Origin of the sequence: Falsirhodobacter algicola, assembly GCF_018279165.1 — a bacterium.
GTDB lineage: Bacteria > Pseudomonadota > Alphaproteobacteria > Rhodobacterales > Rhodobacteraceae > Falsirhodobacter > Falsirhodobacter algicola.
In genome coordinates this window covers 280,597-294,131 of record NZ_CP047289.1, presented here as the reverse complement: position 1 = coordinate 294,131, position 13,535 = coordinate 280,597, and the positions used below count along the sequence as shown (strand labels likewise).

The following is a 13,535-nucleotide window of genomic DNA, read 5'->3' as shown; positions in this document are numbered from 1 at the left end:
TCCTGACATGCTCGACTTCCTGCGCCGCAGTGCCCGCTGGCTGGGCACGGCCGAATACACCATCCTGATGGGGGCCGTCTGGCTTGGCCCCATGCCGATCCCGGTCTTCCGCATCAGCGGGAACGAGGCGTCGCGCATGACGGTGCTGATCCTGCTCTGGGCCTTCACGACGGCGCTGACGCTGGCGGCGATGGCGCTGGGGCCGCTGCCCAGCCCGGCCACCGTCGCCCATTGGATCGGGATCTGACCGACCCACGCGCGAAGGAGACCGCGATGCCCCTGCCCAGCCCCGCCGAATGGCAGGCCGACCCCCGCAAGCGCGTGCTGCTCTTCGGCATGTCCGGCCTTGGCAAGACCCATGTCTCCAGCCTGCTGCGGGGCAGCGGCGGCTGGTTCCACTACAGCGTGGATTACCGCATCGGCACCCGCTACATGGGCGAGCATATCGCCGACAACTTCAAGCGCGAGGCGATGAAGGTCCCCTTCCTGCGCGAACTCCTGATGACGGATTCGGTCTATATCGCCTCCAACATCACGTTCGAGAACCTTGCCCCGCTGTCCACCTATCTGGGCAAACCGGGCGATCCGGCGCGGGGCGGCCTGCCGATCGGCGAATACCGCCATCGGCAGACGCAGCACATGAAGGCGGAGATGTCGGCCCTGCTGGACACGACGCAGTTCATCCGCCGGGCCGAGGATATCTACGGCTATTCCAATTTCGTATGCGATTCCGGCGGCTCCATCTGCGAGGTGGTGGACCCCGAGGATCCCGCCGATCCGATCCTGACCGAGCTTTCCTCGAACCTGCTGATGGTCTGGATCAAGGGGTCCGAGGCGCATACGCAAGAGTTGATCCGCCGCTTCGACCGTGCGCCGAAGCCGATGTATTACCAGCCGCAATTCCTGACGGAGTGCTGGACGGCCTATCTGGCCGAAACCGGCCGGGCCGAGGATGCCGTCGATCCCGACGCCTTCATCCGCTGGACCTATGCCCGCGCGCTGGCCCATCGCCAGCCCCGCTATGCCGCCATGGCCCGCTGGGGCGTGACGGTCACCGCCGAAGAGGTCGCCGGCCTTGCCAGCGCGGCCGCCTTCGAGGATCTGATCGCACAGGCACTGGCAAAACGGGGCGCGGAGGGTTAGATACGGCGCCTCTGAAAGGTCACGATCATGCCCATTACCCTGCCCGAAACGCTGCCCGCCTATGACATCCTCTCCCAAGAGGGGGTGATGGTCATGTCGCCGGGCCGCGCCGCCATGCAGGACATCCGGCCGCTGAAGATCGGGCTGCTGAACCTCATGCCCAAGAAGATCCAGACGGAGAACCAGTTCGCCCGTCTGATCGGCGCGACGCCCCTGCAGATCGACCTGCACCTGATCCGCATGACCGAGCATCGCACCCGCAACACCGCGGCCGAGCATATGGAAGCCTTCTACCGCCCCTTCCAAGATGTGAAGCACGAGAAGTTCGACGGCCTCATCATCACCGGCGCCCCGATCGAACATCTGCCCTTCGAGCAGGTGACCTATTGGGACGAGTTGCGCGAGGTCTTCGACTGGACGCAGACCCATGTGCATTCCACCTTCGGCGTCTGCTGGGGCGGGATGGCGATGATCCACCATTTCCACGGCGTGCAGAAGCATATGCTGAAGGCCAAGGCCTTCGGCTGCTTCCGCCACGACAATCTGCAACCGACCTCGCCGTTCCTGCGCGGATTCTCGGATGAATTCGTGATCCCCGTCAGCCGCTGGACCGAGATGGACCAGCGCGAGATCGACGCCCAGCCCGGCCTCGTCACGCTGCTGGGCTCCGATCAGGTGGGGCCGTGCCTCGTGGCGGATGCGGCGCATCGCGCGCTCTATATCTTCAACCATTTCGAATATGACAGCGACACGCTGAAACAGGAATACGACCGCGACGTGGCCTCGGGCACGCCCGTCACGGTGCCGGTGGACTATTATCCCGGCGACGATCCCGCGCAAAGGCCGCGCAATCGCTGGAGAAGTCACGCGCATCTTCTATATGGCAACTGGATCAACGAGATTTACCAGTCCACGCCTTATGAAATCGACGCTATCGGCGCTTAGCCTGATCCTCCTGCTGGGCGCCTGTGGCCCCCTCGCCGACGCCCGCAGCGCCCGGATCGAGGCGCGCAACCCGCCGCAAGGCCAGATGCTGACCGTAGGCTCGGCCACCATCCATGCCGAAGTGTCGGGCCATGGGCCGGATCTGGTGCTGATCCACGGCGCCAGCGGATCGACGGGCGACATGGCCGATCTGGCCCGGCGCCTGTCGGACCGCTACCGCGTGATCCGCTTCGACCGTCCGGGCCTCGGCTATTCCAGCGATCTGGGCCGGGCGGGGAACAGTCCTCTCGTACAGGCCGATTACCTGATCGCGGCGTCCCGGCAACTGGGCGTGACGGACCCGATCGTGCTGGGGCACAGCTATGGCGGCGCGGTGGCGATGGCTTGGGCGCTGCGCGATCCCGGCCATACGCGGGCGGTGGTGCTTCTGGCCGGCGCGGTGCTGCCGTGGGAAGGCGGGCTGGACGGGCTGTCGCGCTTTGCCTCCACCCCCGTGGGCGAGGCGACGGTGGAGCCGATGGTCGCGGCCTTCATGCCCGATTGGGGATTGAAGCGCATCGTGAAGAACCTCTTCGAGCCGAACACCCCGCCCCCCGGCTATGCCGCCGATACCGGCGCGGAACTGGCGCTGCGCCTGCCCGAACTGCGCGCCAATCTGCGCCAGTTGAACGCGCTGAAGGATCATCTTTGGATCATGGCCCCGAATTACTACAAACTGCACATGCCGATCGAGATCGTGCACGGGCTGGATGACGATGTGGTGGATTACACCGTCGAATCGCTGCAGATGACGGCGCTGCCCAATGTGCGCCTGACGGCCGCGCCGGGGGTGGGGCATATGGTGCATCACGTCATCCCCGACGAGGTGGTGGCCGCCATCGACCGCGCCGCCGCGCGCGCCGATTGAACAAGCCGCCCGTTCCCGCGATACTGACCTGTGAAAGGAGCGTTCCATGACCCTGCCCTTCGACGGCGCCATCACGCGCTATCTGAACGACGGTGCGCCCGATGCCGTGCGCAAGGCGATCGAAAAGGCCGACAAGGATGACATCCTTGCCGAGGATTGGCATTGGAAGGAACGCCTGCACCGCAAAGATTACAAATCCCATATGGAGGATTTGCAGCGCCAGTTGGTGCGCATGGCCGCCGATCTGAAGGCGACGGGCAAGCGCGTCCTCGTCGTGTTCGAGGGGCGCGACGCCGCCGGCAAGGGCGGCACCATCAACGTCATCCGCGAGAACCTGAATCCCCGCGTCGCCAATGTCGTCGCCCTGTCCGCCCCGAACGAGCGGGAGCGGGGCGAGTGGTACTTCCAACGCTACGTCGCCCGCCTGCCCGCCGCCGGAGAGATGGCTTTGTTCGACCGCAGTTGGTACAATCGCGGCGTGGTGGAACAGGTCTTCGGCTTTTGTACCCCGGCCGAGCGGGAGCGGTTCTTCCACCAAGTCCCCGATTTCGAACGCATGCTGGTGGAGGAGGGGATCACGCTGGTGAAGCTGTGGCTGAATGTCAGCCGCGCCGAACAGCTGCGCCGCTTCCTTGCGCGCGAAGGCGATCCGCTGAAGCAATGGAAGTTGAGCCGCGTGGATGTCGAAGGCCTCGCCCTCTGGGACGATTACACCGATGCTATCGCCGAAACGCTGGACCGTTCGCATACCGATGTCGCCCCGTGGACGGTCATCCGCTCGGACGACAAGCGGCGGGCGCGGATCGCGGCGGTGCAGACCGTGCTGCGCGCCGTCGATTACGAGGATCGGGACGACGCGCTGATCGGCGAGCCGGACCCCCGCATCGCCGGAGGGCCGGAGCTTCGTGGCTAGGCGCGGCTATCACCACGGCAATCTGCGCCAAGCGCTGGTCGAGGCCGCGCTGGAACTGATCGCCGAAAAGGGGCCGCAGGGCTTCACCCTGTCCGAAGCCGCCAAACGCGCCGATGTGACCCCGGCCGCCGTCTATCGCCATTTCGCGGGCCGCGACGATCTGATCATGGAGGCCGCGCGTCAGGGCTACGACATCTTCGGCGCGCTGATGGATTACGCCTATGACGAGGGCCGCCCCTCGGCGCTGTCGGCCTTCGAGGCGGTGGGCCGCGCCTATATCGCCTTTGCCCGCAAATATCCCGGCCATTACATGGCGATGTTCGAAAGCGGGCTGTCGGTGCAGCGCCATGCGGATCTGGCGCAGGCGGCGGCGCGCTGCACGGCGGTGCTGGAACGCGCGGCCGAACGGCTGTCGGCGCATATCCCGCCCGAAAAGCGCCCGCCCGCGGCCATGTTCTCGGCCCATGTCTGGGCCATGAGCCATGGCGTGGTGGAACTCTTCACCCGCGGGGAAACCCGCTCCCCCTTCCCTGCCGAGGACCTGCTGGAGGCCGGGATCGGCATCTATCTGCGCGGCCTTGGCCTTTTGCCGCAGGACGCCTGACATGCTTGGAAAATGGCGCTGGCTGCTGTCCCGCCTGACGCGGCGCCTGTGGATCCGGGCGACGGCGATCGGCCTTCTGGGCGTCGCGGCGGCGGTGCTGGCGATCGTGGCGGACCGGTTCATCCCGTGGGACATGCCCACCCTCGGCGCGAATGCGGTGGATACCGTGCTGGGGATCATCGCCTCCTCCATGTTGGCGGTGACGACCTTTTCGCTGTCGGTGGTGACGGCGGCCTATTCCTCGGCCACGAGCAACGTCACCCCCCGCGCCACCCAGCTGATCATGGAAGACAGCGTCACGCAGAACACGCTCGCGACCTTCGTCGGATCGTTCCTGTTCAGCCTCGTTGGGATCATCGTGCTGCAGACCGGCGCCTATGGCGAACAGGGGCGCACGGTGCTGTTCGTGTTCACCGTGGCCGTGGTCGCGCTGATCGTGGTGATGCTGCTGCGCTGGATCGACCATCTGAACAGCCTTGGCCGCGTGGCGGATACCACGGCGCGGGTGGAACGCGCCACGCGCAAGGCGATGGAGGCGCGGCTGAAGGATCGCTGGCTTGGCGGGGTGCCGGCCACTGGGCCCGCGGGCCGTCCGGGCCGCACGCCCCTTCTAGCGCGGGATACCGGCTATGTGCAGCATGTGGACATGGCCCGGCTTCAGGATCTAGCCGAGGATGCCGGTGCCCGGCTGCACCTTGCCATCCTGCCCGGCGCCTTCGTCTGCACCGGCCAGCCCGTCGCCTTCCTAGAGGGCGATCTGCCGGACCCCGAGGATGCGGCCCGCGCCTTCACGATCGGGTCCGGGCGGTCCTTCGATCAGGACCCCCGCTTTGGGATGATCGTGCTGAGCGAGGTCGCCTCGCGGGCGCTGTCCCCGGCCATCAACGATTCCGGCACCGCGATCGACGTGATCGGGCGCGGCACCCGGCTGCTGCTGCTCTGGGCAGAGGGTTTGGCAAAGACCGAGCCGCGGCCCCCGCGCTTTGCCCGCGTGGTGGTGCCCGACCTCGTGGCGGCGGATCTCTTCGACGATCTGTTCACCGCCATAGCGCGTGACGGGGCCGGTGTGGTGCAGGTGCAGATCCGTCTGCAAAAGGCGCTGGCCGCGCTTGGCGGTGCGTCCCACCCCGAATATCCGGGCCTTGCGCGCGATCATGCCCTGTCGGCCTTTGCGCGGGCCGAACGCGCGATGGATCATCCGGGCGACATCGCCCGGCTGCGCGTCCTGCTGCCCTAGCGGAAGAGGACGAGGGCCCCCGGGCTCCACCCGACGCGGACGCGCAGGCCCCGGTCCAGCACCGGGCGGCCGAACACGTTGCGGGCCGACAGGCGCACGGGTTTGGACGTGCCGTCGATCCGCACGTCGTAATAGGTCATATCGCCGTAATAGACGACTTCTTCGATCTGGCCATGCACCTCCAGATCGGGGGCGGTCTGCCCGTCATAGAGGATGGTCAGCACCTCGGGGCGGAAGCCAACGACCACCCCTTCGCCGTCATCGGCCGCGACCTGCGCCGCCGGCACCCGCACCCGGCCGAAGCCCTCGGCCTCCACCTCCACGCCGTCCGGGCCTTCGGACAGGACGGTGGCGCCGAGGAAATTCATCGTGCCGATGAAATCGGCCACCTTGCGCGAATTGGGGCGGCGATACAGCGTCTCGGCATCCGAAAGCTGGGCGATCTGCCCCTCGAACATGACGGCGATGCGGTCGGACATGACCAGCGCCTCTTCCTGATCGTGGGTGACCAGAACGAAGGTGATGCCGACCTGACGCTGCAGGCGGATCAGTTCCACCTGCATCTGCTCGCGCATCTTCTTGTCGAGGGCCGAAAGCGGTTCATCCAGAAGCAGCACCTTCGGCTTCAGGATCAGCGCCCGTGCCAGCGCCACGCGCTGCCGCTGCCCACCCGAGAGCGCATGGGCCGCCCGCGCGCCGAAACCGCGCAGACCGACCATGGCCAGCGCCTCATCGACGCGGGCGGCGAGTTCGGCCTTCGGCAGACGCTGGCGGCGCAGGCCGAAGCCCACGTTCTCCGCCACGCTCAGATGCGGGAAGATGGCATAGCTTTGGAACACCATGTTGGTGGGGCGCTTGTTGGCCGGCACATGCGCCATGTCCCGCCCGTCCAAGAGCACCACGCCTTCCGAAATCCCCTCGAACCCGGCGATGGTGCGCAGCAGCGTGGTCTTGCCGCAGCCCGACGGGCCGAGGAGCGAGAAGAACTCCCCCGCGCGGATGGTGGCGTCGATCCCGCGCAGCGCGTGATAGTCGCCGTACCATTTGTGCACGTTGCGGAAGGCGATCATCGGGATGTCCGGGATCGGGGCCTTGGGTGTCACAGGAAACCTCCGGTATCCTTGGCGCCGGAGCGTGCGATGCCGCGGCGGCGATAGTATTCGGCGATGGTCAGCAGCAGCACCGACAGCGCGACGAGGATCGTTCCCAGCGCCATGATCACCGGCACCGAGGCCGGGAAACGGAACTGCGAGAAGATGTAGACGGGCAGCGTCACCTGCGTGCCGCCGAGGAAGAAGGCGATGATGAATTCGTCCAGCGACAGCGTGAACGAGATCAGCAGCGAGGAGATGATCCCCGGCATCACCAGCGGCAGGATCACCAGCCGGAAGGCGCTGACGGGGGTTTCGCCCAGATCGTGGGCCGCCTCCTCCAGCGAGCGATCGAGCCCTTGGAACGCCGAGGACAGGATCGCGATGGCGAAGGGCGTCGTCATCAGCACATGGCCGAGGATGATCGTGAGGATCGACAGCGGCACCCCGATGCCCAGCAGCACCACCAGCAGCGAGACCGCGACGATGATCTCGGGCAGGACCAGCGGCAGCATGATCAGCCCCATCACCGGCCCCTTGCCCGGAAAGCGGTAGCGGGTGGAGGCCCGCGCCGCCAGCACCCCCAGCATGGTGGAGATGACGGCCGTGGACACCGCGATGATCAGCGAATTCTTGACTGCCGGGCCAAGACCCGGCTCGGTCCACATCTGCACGAACCAGCGCGTGGTGAAGCCCTGAAGCGGGAAGGCGATCACCGTGCCGTCGTTGAAGGCGAAGATCGGCAGCAGGATGATCGGCGCATAGAGGAACAGCAGATAGGCGACGGCATAGGCGCGGAAGATCATTTCGGCCCCCGGATGTAGCGGCGCGTCAACAGCAGGAAGATCGCGCTGATCACCGCCACGATCCCCATGGCCGAAATCGCCAGCGCCGAGCCGAGCGGATAGTTGTCGAGCCGCAGGTATTGCAACTGGATCAGGTTGGCGACCATCCGCCCCTCTGGCCCGCCCACGAGCTGCGGGGTGACGTAATCGCCGATGGTCGGGATGAACACGATCAGCACCGAGGCCACGACCCCCGGCATCGCCAGAGGCAGCGTGACCCGCAGGAAGGTGGTGAACCGGGATTCCCCCAGATCGCGCGACGCCTCCAGCAGCGCGCGGTCGATCTTCTCCAGCGCGACGAAGATCGGCAGGATCGCAAAGGGCGCATAGGCATGCGCCAGCGTGATCACCACCGAATTGACGTTATAGAGCAGGAAAGTCACCGGCTCGTCGATGATGCCGACCTTCATCAGCGCCACGTTCATCACCCCGTTGTAGCCGAGGATGACCTTCCACAGGAACACGCGGATCAGATAGGAGGTCCAGAACGGGATGGTGATCAGGAACAGCCATGTCGATTTGCGCGCCGGGGCCACGCGGAAGCTGACGAAATAGGCGACCGGAAAGGCCAGCAGCACCGTCGCCGCCGTCACCAGCGCCGCCACCGCCAACGAGCGCAGCATCACCCCGCGATAGAGCGGGTTGGTCCATGCCTCGACATAGTTGGCGAAGGTGAACTGGCGGATGATCTCCAGATAGCCGTCGGTCAGGAAGCTGTAGACCAGAAGCAGGGCGAGCGGCGCCGCCAACAGCAAGAGGGCATAGACCGCAGGTGCCGCGATCAGCGCAAGGCCGCCCGCCGCCTCGCTTTTCCGAAGGCGTCCCGCCATGTGGCCCCCTGTCCCGATCCCGCGTGATTCACCTTTGGCATGCAGCGGGTTGAAACGACAAGCGAAGATTTCGGGCCGCCATCAAAACTTGGTCAGATCGCGATTTCCGAAGGCGGGTCCAGCAGCATCTGCCTCAATTGTGCCAGCGCCGCACGCAGCCGTTCGCGCGGCACGGCGCCGCCGATCGCCAACCGCACGGCATTGGGCGCATGGCCATGGATCAGCACATATTCGTCGGCGGAGCGCATGAGGATGCCCTCCGCCTCGGCCATGCGGGTGAAGGTGGAGGCGCGCCACCCCGACGGCAGGCGCAGCCAGACGAAGGGCAGCCCCGGCTGCCAGCGCAGATCCTGCCCGTCCAGCGCCTCCACGACCATGGCCAGCCGGTCGGAGAATTCGGCCTGCACCCGGCGGCGCAGATCCGTCGCCACCCCCGAACGGAACAGATCGAGGCACAGTTCGGCCATCGGCCGGGGCAAGGCGAAACTGTAATGCTGCGCCGTCAACCGCCCGGCATTGCCCATCCCCTGCGGGCAGATGACATAGCCGAAGCGCAGCGCCGCCGAGACCGATTTCGACAGGCTGCCGATATGCCATGTCCGCTCCGGCACATGCGCGCGGATCATGGGCGTGGCGCTGTCCGGCACGGAATAGCAGTCGTCCTCGATCACCTGCAGATCATAGGCGCGGGCGATCAGCGCCACCTCGGAGCGGCGGCTTTCGGGCATCCGGGCGGCGGTGGGGTTCTGCGCCTCGGTGGTGATGCACAGGATCTGGGCCTTGTGGCGGCGGCAGGCGGCCTCCAGCGCGTCGGGGCGCAGGCCGTGCTGGTCCAGCTCCACCCCCACGGTTTCGGCACGCGACAGGCGGGCGGCATGTCGGAAACCGGGATAGGCCAGATCCTCGCACAGGACCACGGGCCGATCGCCGCGCAGGCAGCAGCCGAGCACGAGGTTGATCGCCGCCTGCCCGCCGAAGGTCAGCGCGACATCGTCGGCATCGACCGGGCCCATCTGCCGGTCCGACACCCAATCGACGACGGCATCGCGCAGCTCGGCCTCGTCGGTCTGGGTGGGGTAATCGACATAATCATCCTCGAAGGCGTCGGTGACGCGGTGCATCGCGGCCCGGATCGCCGCCCCCTGCCCCAGATGCGGCAAGGACGGCGATCGCAGATCGACCACGCCCAAGCGTTCCGGGCGTTCGACAAACAGCGGCTGGGTCGGGCCGAGCTTCGGCGCGGTGGCAGCGACGAAGGTGCCGCGCCCGACCGTGGCCTGAAGCAGCCCCTCCTGCGTGGCCAGTTGATACGCGCGCGACACCGTGCCGGGCGTGATGTCGAGCCGCCATGCCAGATCGCGCACCGTCGGCAGCCGCGTGCCCGCCAGCAATATCCCGTCCCGCACCGCCGCCCGCAGCGCGCGCGACAAAGCGAGGTATTTGGGTCCGGGGAATTGTGCCAGATCCGGCTGCCAATTTGTATCAGTCACAATAAAAGATTCGCCCGCAGTAGTGAAACAATCTATGTCAGGCTTACCGTATAACCAAATTTGTATCGAAACAAGGTGCTGACATGACCGTCTCGTTCTCCACTCCGACAGCGATGCCCCTGCCGCCGCTTGCCCGGGCGGCGTTCGGCGTGGCCACCACCCTTCTGCAATGGGAACTGCGCCGCATGTCCCGGCGGCGGCTTGCGGATCTGGATCCGCATCTGCTGGACGATATCGGGCTGACCGCCGAAGCGGCGCGGATTGAGGCGATACGCCCCTTCTGGCGCTGAATTCCTCATCTCTGCGAACACCCCTAGGGCCGGACATGTTCCGGCCCTCTTTTTATCCGCGCGTGCCTTGCCTAAGGTCCGGGGCAGAGGACGACCTCTCCATTACGGCTCTTACTCCGGGACGACCCGGCCCTAACATGCGGAGCGCATGATGCCTTGGATCATACTTCTGATCGCCGGTTTGCTGGAGGTCGGCTGGTCCTACTCCATGAAATTGTCGCAAGGATTCACCCGGCCGGGGATGGCCGTGATCACGCTGGTGCTGATGTTCGCCAGCGTGGCGCTGCTGTCGCTGGCGATGCGGACGCTGCCGCTGGGAACGGCCTATACGGTCTGGACCGGGATCGGCGCGATCGGGGCCTTCGTCCTTGGGATCACGGTCTTGGGCGAAGCGGCGACGCCCATGCGCCTCTTGGCGGCGCTGCTGATCGTGGCGGGGCTGCTGCTGATGAAGATGGCCAGCCCGCACTGACCCCCTCATGCAGAAAGGCCCGCCACGAGGGGCGGGCCTTTCGAGATCGTCGGATCGACGGATCAGCGCTTGGAGAACTGGAAGCTGCGGCGAGCCTTGGCTTTACCGTATTTCTTCCGTTCCACGACGCGGCTGTCGCGCGTCAGGAAGCCTGCGGCTTTCAGCGCGCCGCGCAGGGCGGGATCGTAGAGTTGCAGAGCCTTGGACACGCCGTGCTTCACAGCACCGGCCTGACCCGACAGACCGCCGCCGGCGACCGTGGCGACCACGTCGAATTGGCCTTCGACATTGGTGATCTGGAAGGGCTGACGCAGGATCATCTGCAGCACGGGACGGGCGAAGTAGACCGCCATTTCCTTGCCGTTGACGGTGACCTTGCCCGAACCCGGCTTGATCCAGACGCGGGCGACCGCGTCCTTACGCTTGCCGGTGGCATAGGCGCGGCCCTGTGCGTCACGCACGGGTTCGCGAGCGATCGTCGTCGTCGTGGCTTCCGGCGCCGCGTCCGAGACGGCCGATTTCAGATCGTCGAGGGATTTGATGTCAGCCATGATCAGGCGCTCCGGGTGTTTTTCGGGTTCAGCGACGCGAGGTCGAGAACGGTCGGCTGCTGAGCTTCGTGCGGATGCTCGGCACCGGCATAGACGCGGAGGTTCGTCATTTGTTGACGACCCAGCGAGTTGCGGGTGATCATACGCTCGACGGCCTTGGTCACGACACGCTCGGGATGAGCGCCGTCCAGGATCTGCGCCGCGGTGCGGAACTTGATCCCGCCCGGGTGGCCGGTGTGCCAGTAGTAGCGCTTGTCCTGACGCTTGTTGCCCGTGATCTGCACCTTGTCGGCGTTGATCACGATCACATTGTCACCCATGTCCATGTGGGGGGTGAAGGACGGCTTGTTCTTGCCGCGCAGGATGTTGGCGACGATCGTGGCGAGGCGGCCCAGAACGATGCCTTCGGCATCGATCAGGATCCACTTCTTCTCGATGTCCGCCGGAGTAGCGGTGAAGGTTTTCATTCCTGAACCCTATCGAAGTGGGGCGAGGCGAGGCCCCGCGAATTGATGGGCGTGTATCGGACGGATCGGGCGTCAGGTCAAGCGCCGTTCGCCTGCAAAAACCGTTCTAAATCAATACCTTGCAAAAAAGGTATTATAATACCCCATCAACGCAGGCGCGGCGGGCGCTTCGGATCGCTTCCGGGGGCCTGCGGCGCGGGGCGTTCGGGCGCGGCGGGGACCGGCATGTCGAGGCGCAGGCCGATCTCGGCCATGCGGCGCGCGGCCGGCCCGTCCGGCAGACAGACGACATCCATCTCCCCCGCGTCGATGCCGGAGAAGGTCAGCGCCTCGGCGGCGGCGCGGGCCAGCGCGTCCTCGGCCCCGTCGCGCGCGCCGATGAAGGCCAGAAGATGCCCGTTGCGCCCGTCCGAATAGGACACGCCCGCCAGAAGCGCATGGCTGGCAAGCCCGCCCGCGCGCGCCAGCTTCTGACCCAACGCATCCAGAAGGCGCTGCGGAACGCGCGCCTCTTGGAACCCGGTCGGAACCGCCTCGGCGGCTTCGGGGCCATGCTCGAGGGTGCTGGCCAGCCAGTCCACGGCCTCGGGCGGCAGCAGCATCGCGCTGTCGGCCCCAAGGTTCACGGCCAGCCCCGTCCCCTGCCCCGCCAGTTGCTGCGCGATCACCCGCCCCGGCAGCGCCGCATAGGCATTGATCGAGCCGGTGAAGGCCGAGAGCTTCTCCTCGCTGTCGAAGGCCAGCACGAAGGGACCGTCCTCCAGCGGGAACAGGCGCGGCGTGATGCTGCCGCCCTGCGCCTCGCCCTCGACCAGCAGCACAAGTTCGTCATCGGCCAGCCGTTCGTAATAGCGCAGGCGCGCGGCATCGTCTTCGGGCGTGGCGGCCATAGCGGCATAGGCCTGATCGAGCGGGGTCATGGGCGTCTCCTTTGCCGGCATGACGTAATCGCACCACCCCGCAGGCACAAGCAGTCCCAATCGCCATTCCGAATTGCACAGCCACCCCCCTTGCCGTTACATAGGCGGTGACCAGTCGTTAATCCCTGCCGCGTTACAGGGGAGTGTGTGACGAGGCGCGTGTATGATTGAATTCGACAATGTCAGCAAATCCTTCTGGAGCGGAACCCAGCGCAAGGTGATCCTTGACCGGGCCTCGTTCCGTGTGGAACCGGGCAATTCCCTCGGCATTCTGGCGCCCAACGGCACCGGAAAGACGACGATCATCAAAATGATGGCCGGAATGGAAAAGCCGGACGAAGGCACGATCCGCCGCACCTCGCGCATTTCCTTTCCGCTGGGGTTCATGGGCGGAATCGCGGGCAAGCACACCGCCAATGAAAATGCGCGCTATATCGCCCGCCTTTACAGCCTCGATCCCGATTATGTGGAGGGATTCTGCCGCTGGCTGGCCGATATCGGCGAATATTTCGATCAACCGATGTCGATCTGGTCGTCGGGAATGAAGGCCCGTTTCAGCCTTGCGCTGATGCTGGCGCTGGAATTCGACATCTATCTGGTGGACGAGGGGATGCCGACCTCCACCGACGTGGAATTCAATCGCAAGGCCGGGATGATCCTGCGCGAGCGGCTGGCCAAGGGCACGATGGTGATCGTGTCCCACCAGCCCAAGACGCTGGAGAAGTTCTGCCGCACGGCGGCCGTGCTGCGGAACGGCCAGCTCTACATGTTCGACTCGCTGGAGGAGGCGAAGCGCCTTTATGACTACAAAGCTCACGGCTAAGCGGTTC

Annotated in this window: 17 protein-coding genes; 10 read left to right on the top strand and 7 right to left on the bottom strand. The window is 65.9% G+C overall.

Annotated elements, in window-relative coordinates; all coding sequences use genetic code 11:
* Positions 1 to 7 precede the first annotated feature (7 nt).
* The 7 genes from GR316_RS01540 to GR316_RS01510 are packed head-to-tail and all read left to right on the top strand — an operon-like array spanning position 8 to position 5,749.
* Positions 8 to 247 (top strand): hypothetical protein, encoded by a 240-nt coding sequence (locus GR316_RS01540; protein WP_211784321.1) that lies wholly within the window; start codon positions 8 to 10, stop codon positions 245 to 247.
* A 26-nt stretch (positions 248 to 273) separates the two neighbouring features.
* The gene (locus GR316_RS01535; protein WP_211784320.1) at positions 274 to 1,143 is read left to right on the top strand and encodes an ATPase; all 870 of its coding nucleotides are present in this window, start codon (positions 274 to 276) and stop codon (positions 1,141 to 1,143) included.
* Between the two features lie 27 nt (positions 1,144 to 1,170).
* Positions 1,171 to 2,088, top strand: a complete 918-nt coding sequence (gene metA / locus GR316_RS01530; protein WP_211784319.1) for a homoserine O-acetyltransferase MetA — start codon at positions 1,171 to 1,173, stop codon at positions 2,086 to 2,088.
* Positions 2,063 to 2,995: an alpha/beta fold hydrolase gene (locus GR316_RS01525; RefSeq protein ID WP_211784318.1), complete on the top strand. Its 933-nt coding sequence runs from the start codon at positions 2,063 to 2,065 to the stop codon at positions 2,993 to 2,995. The genes metA and GR316_RS01525 overlap by 26 nt, the downstream gene beginning before the upstream one ends.
* Before the next feature lie 46 nt (positions 2,996 to 3,041).
* On the top strand, positions 3,042 to 3,908 hold the full coding sequence (gene ppk2 / locus GR316_RS01520; RefSeq protein WP_211784317.1) for a polyphosphate kinase 2: 867 nt from the start codon (positions 3,042 to 3,044) through the stop codon (positions 3,906 to 3,908).
* On the top strand, positions 3,901 to 4,512 hold the full coding sequence (locus tag GR316_RS01515) for a TetR/AcrR family transcriptional regulator (protein ID WP_211784316.1): 612 nt from the start codon (positions 3,901 to 3,903) through the stop codon (positions 4,510 to 4,512). Before ppk2 ends, GR316_RS01515 begins: the two co-directional genes overlap by 8 nt.
* A 1-nt stretch (position 4,513) precedes the next feature.
* A complete protein-coding gene (locus GR316_RS01510) occupies positions 4,514 to 5,749 on the top strand; it encodes a DUF2254 domain-containing protein (protein WP_211784315.1) in 1,236 nt (411 codons plus the stop codon).
* On the opposite strand, the gene GR316_RS01505 is transcribed toward GR316_RS01510, so the two are convergent.
* The 4 genes from GR316_RS01505 to GR316_RS01490 all read right to left on the bottom strand — a co-directional run bounded on the left by GR316_RS01505 (position 5,746) and on the right by GR316_RS01490 (position 10,005).
* The gene (locus GR316_RS01505; RefSeq protein ID WP_211785059.1) at positions 5,746 to 6,819 is read right to left on the bottom strand and encodes an ABC transporter ATP-binding protein; all 1,074 of its coding nucleotides are present in this window, start codon (positions 6,817 to 6,819) and stop codon (positions 5,746 to 5,748) included. The genes GR316_RS01510 and GR316_RS01505 overlap by 4 nt on opposite strands.
* A 29-nt stretch (positions 6,820 to 6,848) precedes the next feature.
* Positions 6,849 to 7,646, bottom strand: coding sequence for an ABC transporter permease (locus tag GR316_RS01500; protein ID WP_211784314.1), 798 nt, complete (start codon positions 7,644 to 7,646; stop codon positions 6,849 to 6,851).
* Complete coding sequence (locus GR316_RS01495) at positions 7,643 to 8,515, bottom strand: ABC transporter permease (RefSeq protein WP_211784313.1); 873 nt, start codon at positions 8,513 to 8,515, stop codon at positions 7,643 to 7,645. The genes GR316_RS01500 and GR316_RS01495 overlap by 4 nt, the downstream gene beginning before the upstream one ends.
* Before the next feature lie 92 nt (positions 8,516 to 8,607).
* On the bottom strand, positions 8,608 to 10,005 hold the full coding sequence (locus GR316_RS01490) for an aminotransferase-like domain-containing protein (protein WP_211784312.1): 1,398 nt from the start codon (positions 10,003 to 10,005) through the stop codon (positions 8,608 to 8,610).
* An 83-nt stretch (positions 10,006 to 10,088) separates the two neighbouring features.
* On the opposite strand from GR316_RS01490, the gene GR316_RS01485 reads away from it, so the two are divergent.
* Together GR316_RS01485 and GR316_RS01480 are read left to right on the top strand one after the other, a co-directional pair.
* Positions 10,089 to 10,295 carry a DUF1127 domain-containing protein gene (locus GR316_RS01485; RefSeq protein WP_211784311.1) on the top strand — a complete coding sequence of 69 codons (207 nt, stop codon included), beginning with the start codon at positions 10,089 to 10,091 and terminating at the stop codon, positions 10,293 to 10,295.
* Between the two features lie 151 nt (positions 10,296 to 10,446).
* Positions 10,447 to 10,767 carry a DMT family transporter gene (locus GR316_RS01480; protein WP_211785058.1) on the top strand — a complete coding sequence of 107 codons (321 nt, stop codon included), beginning with the start codon at positions 10,447 to 10,449 and terminating at the stop codon, positions 10,765 to 10,767.
* 62 nt (positions 10,768 to 10,829) lie between these two features.
* Here the strand turns inward: GR316_RS01480 and rpsI are convergent, their stop codons facing one another.
* The 3 genes from rpsI to GR316_RS01465 form a co-directional block, all read right to left on the bottom strand.
* Positions 10,830 to 11,318: a 30S ribosomal protein S9 gene (rpsI, locus tag GR316_RS01475; protein ID WP_211784310.1), complete on the bottom strand. Its 489-nt coding sequence runs from the start codon at positions 11,316 to 11,318 to the stop codon at positions 10,830 to 10,832.
* Between the two features lie 2 nt (positions 11,319 to 11,320).
* Positions 11,321 to 11,785 (bottom strand): 50S ribosomal protein L13, encoded by a 465-nt coding sequence (gene rplM / locus GR316_RS01470; protein ID WP_211784309.1) that lies wholly within the window; start codon positions 11,783 to 11,785, stop codon positions 11,321 to 11,323.
* Between the two features lie 146 nt (positions 11,786 to 11,931).
* Entirely contained in the window at positions 11,932 to 12,705 is a 774-nt protein-coding gene (locus GR316_RS01465) for an SseB family protein (protein ID WP_211784308.1), read from the bottom strand.
* 163 nt (positions 12,706 to 12,868) lie between these two features.
* Here GR316_RS01465 and GR316_RS01460 point away from each other — a divergent pair, with 163 nt between their 5' ends.
* Positions 12,869 to 13,528, top strand: coding sequence for an ABC transporter ATP-binding protein (locus GR316_RS01460; RefSeq protein WP_211784307.1), 660 nt, complete (start codon positions 12,869 to 12,871; stop codon positions 13,526 to 13,528).
* Positions 13,529 to 13,535 lie beyond the last annotated feature (7 nt).

What these genes read in the sequence shown, in the direction of transcription:
- rplM (WP_211784309.1), bottom strand. Translation starts at nt 11,785, where the DNA reads ATGAAAACCTTCACCGCTACTCCGGCGGACATCGAGAAGAAGTGGATC.
- GR316_RS01510 (WP_211784315.1), top strand. Translation starts at nt 4,514, where the DNA reads ATGCTTGGAAAATGGCGCTGGCTGCTGTCCCGCCTGACGCGGCGCCTG.
- GR316_RS01465 (WP_211784308.1), bottom strand. Translation starts at nt 12,705, where the DNA reads ATGACCCCGCTCGATCAGGCCTATGCCGCTATGGCCGCCACGCCCGAA.
- GR316_RS01540 (WP_211784321.1), top strand. Translation starts at nt 8, where the DNA reads ATGCTCGACTTCCTGCGCCGCAGTGCCCGCTGGCTGGGCACGGCCGAA.
- rpsI (WP_211784310.1), bottom strand. Translation starts at nt 11,318, where the DNA reads ATGGCTGACATCAAATCCCTCGACGATCTGAAATCGGCCGTCTCGGAC.
- GR316_RS01500 (WP_211784314.1), bottom strand. Translation starts at nt 7,646, where the DNA reads ATGATCTTCCGCGCCTATGCCGTCGCCTATCTGCTGTTCCTCTATGCG.
- metA (WP_211784319.1), top strand. Translation starts at nt 1,171, where the DNA reads ATGCCCATTACCCTGCCCGAAACGCTGCCCGCCTATGACATCCTCTCC.
- GR316_RS01505 (WP_211785059.1), bottom strand. Translation starts at nt 6,819, where the DNA reads ATGATCGCCTTCCGCAACGTGCACAAATGGTACGGCGACTATCACGCG.
- GR316_RS01525 (WP_211784318.1), top strand. Translation starts at nt 2,063, where the DNA reads ATGAAATCGACGCTATCGGCGCTTAGCCTGATCCTCCTGCTGGGCGCC.
- GR316_RS01460 (WP_211784307.1), top strand. Translation starts at nt 12,869, where the DNA reads ATGATTGAATTCGACAATGTCAGCAAATCCTTCTGGAGCGGAACCCAG.
- GR316_RS01485 (WP_211784311.1), top strand. Translation starts at nt 10,089, where the DNA reads ATGACCGTCTCGTTCTCCACTCCGACAGCGATGCCCCTGCCGCCGCTT.
- GR316_RS01535 (WP_211784320.1), top strand. Translation starts at nt 274, where the DNA reads ATGCCCCTGCCCAGCCCCGCCGAATGGCAGGCCGACCCCCGCAAGCGC.
- GR316_RS01495 (WP_211784313.1), bottom strand. Translation starts at nt 8,515, where the DNA reads ATGGCGGGACGCCTTCGGAAAAGCGAGGCGGCGGGCGGCCTTGCGCTG.
- ppk2 (WP_211784317.1), top strand. Translation starts at nt 3,042, where the DNA reads ATGACCCTGCCCTTCGACGGCGCCATCACGCGCTATCTGAACGACGGT.
- GR316_RS01480 (WP_211785058.1), top strand. Translation starts at nt 10,447, where the DNA reads ATGCCTTGGATCATACTTCTGATCGCCGGTTTGCTGGAGGTCGGCTGG.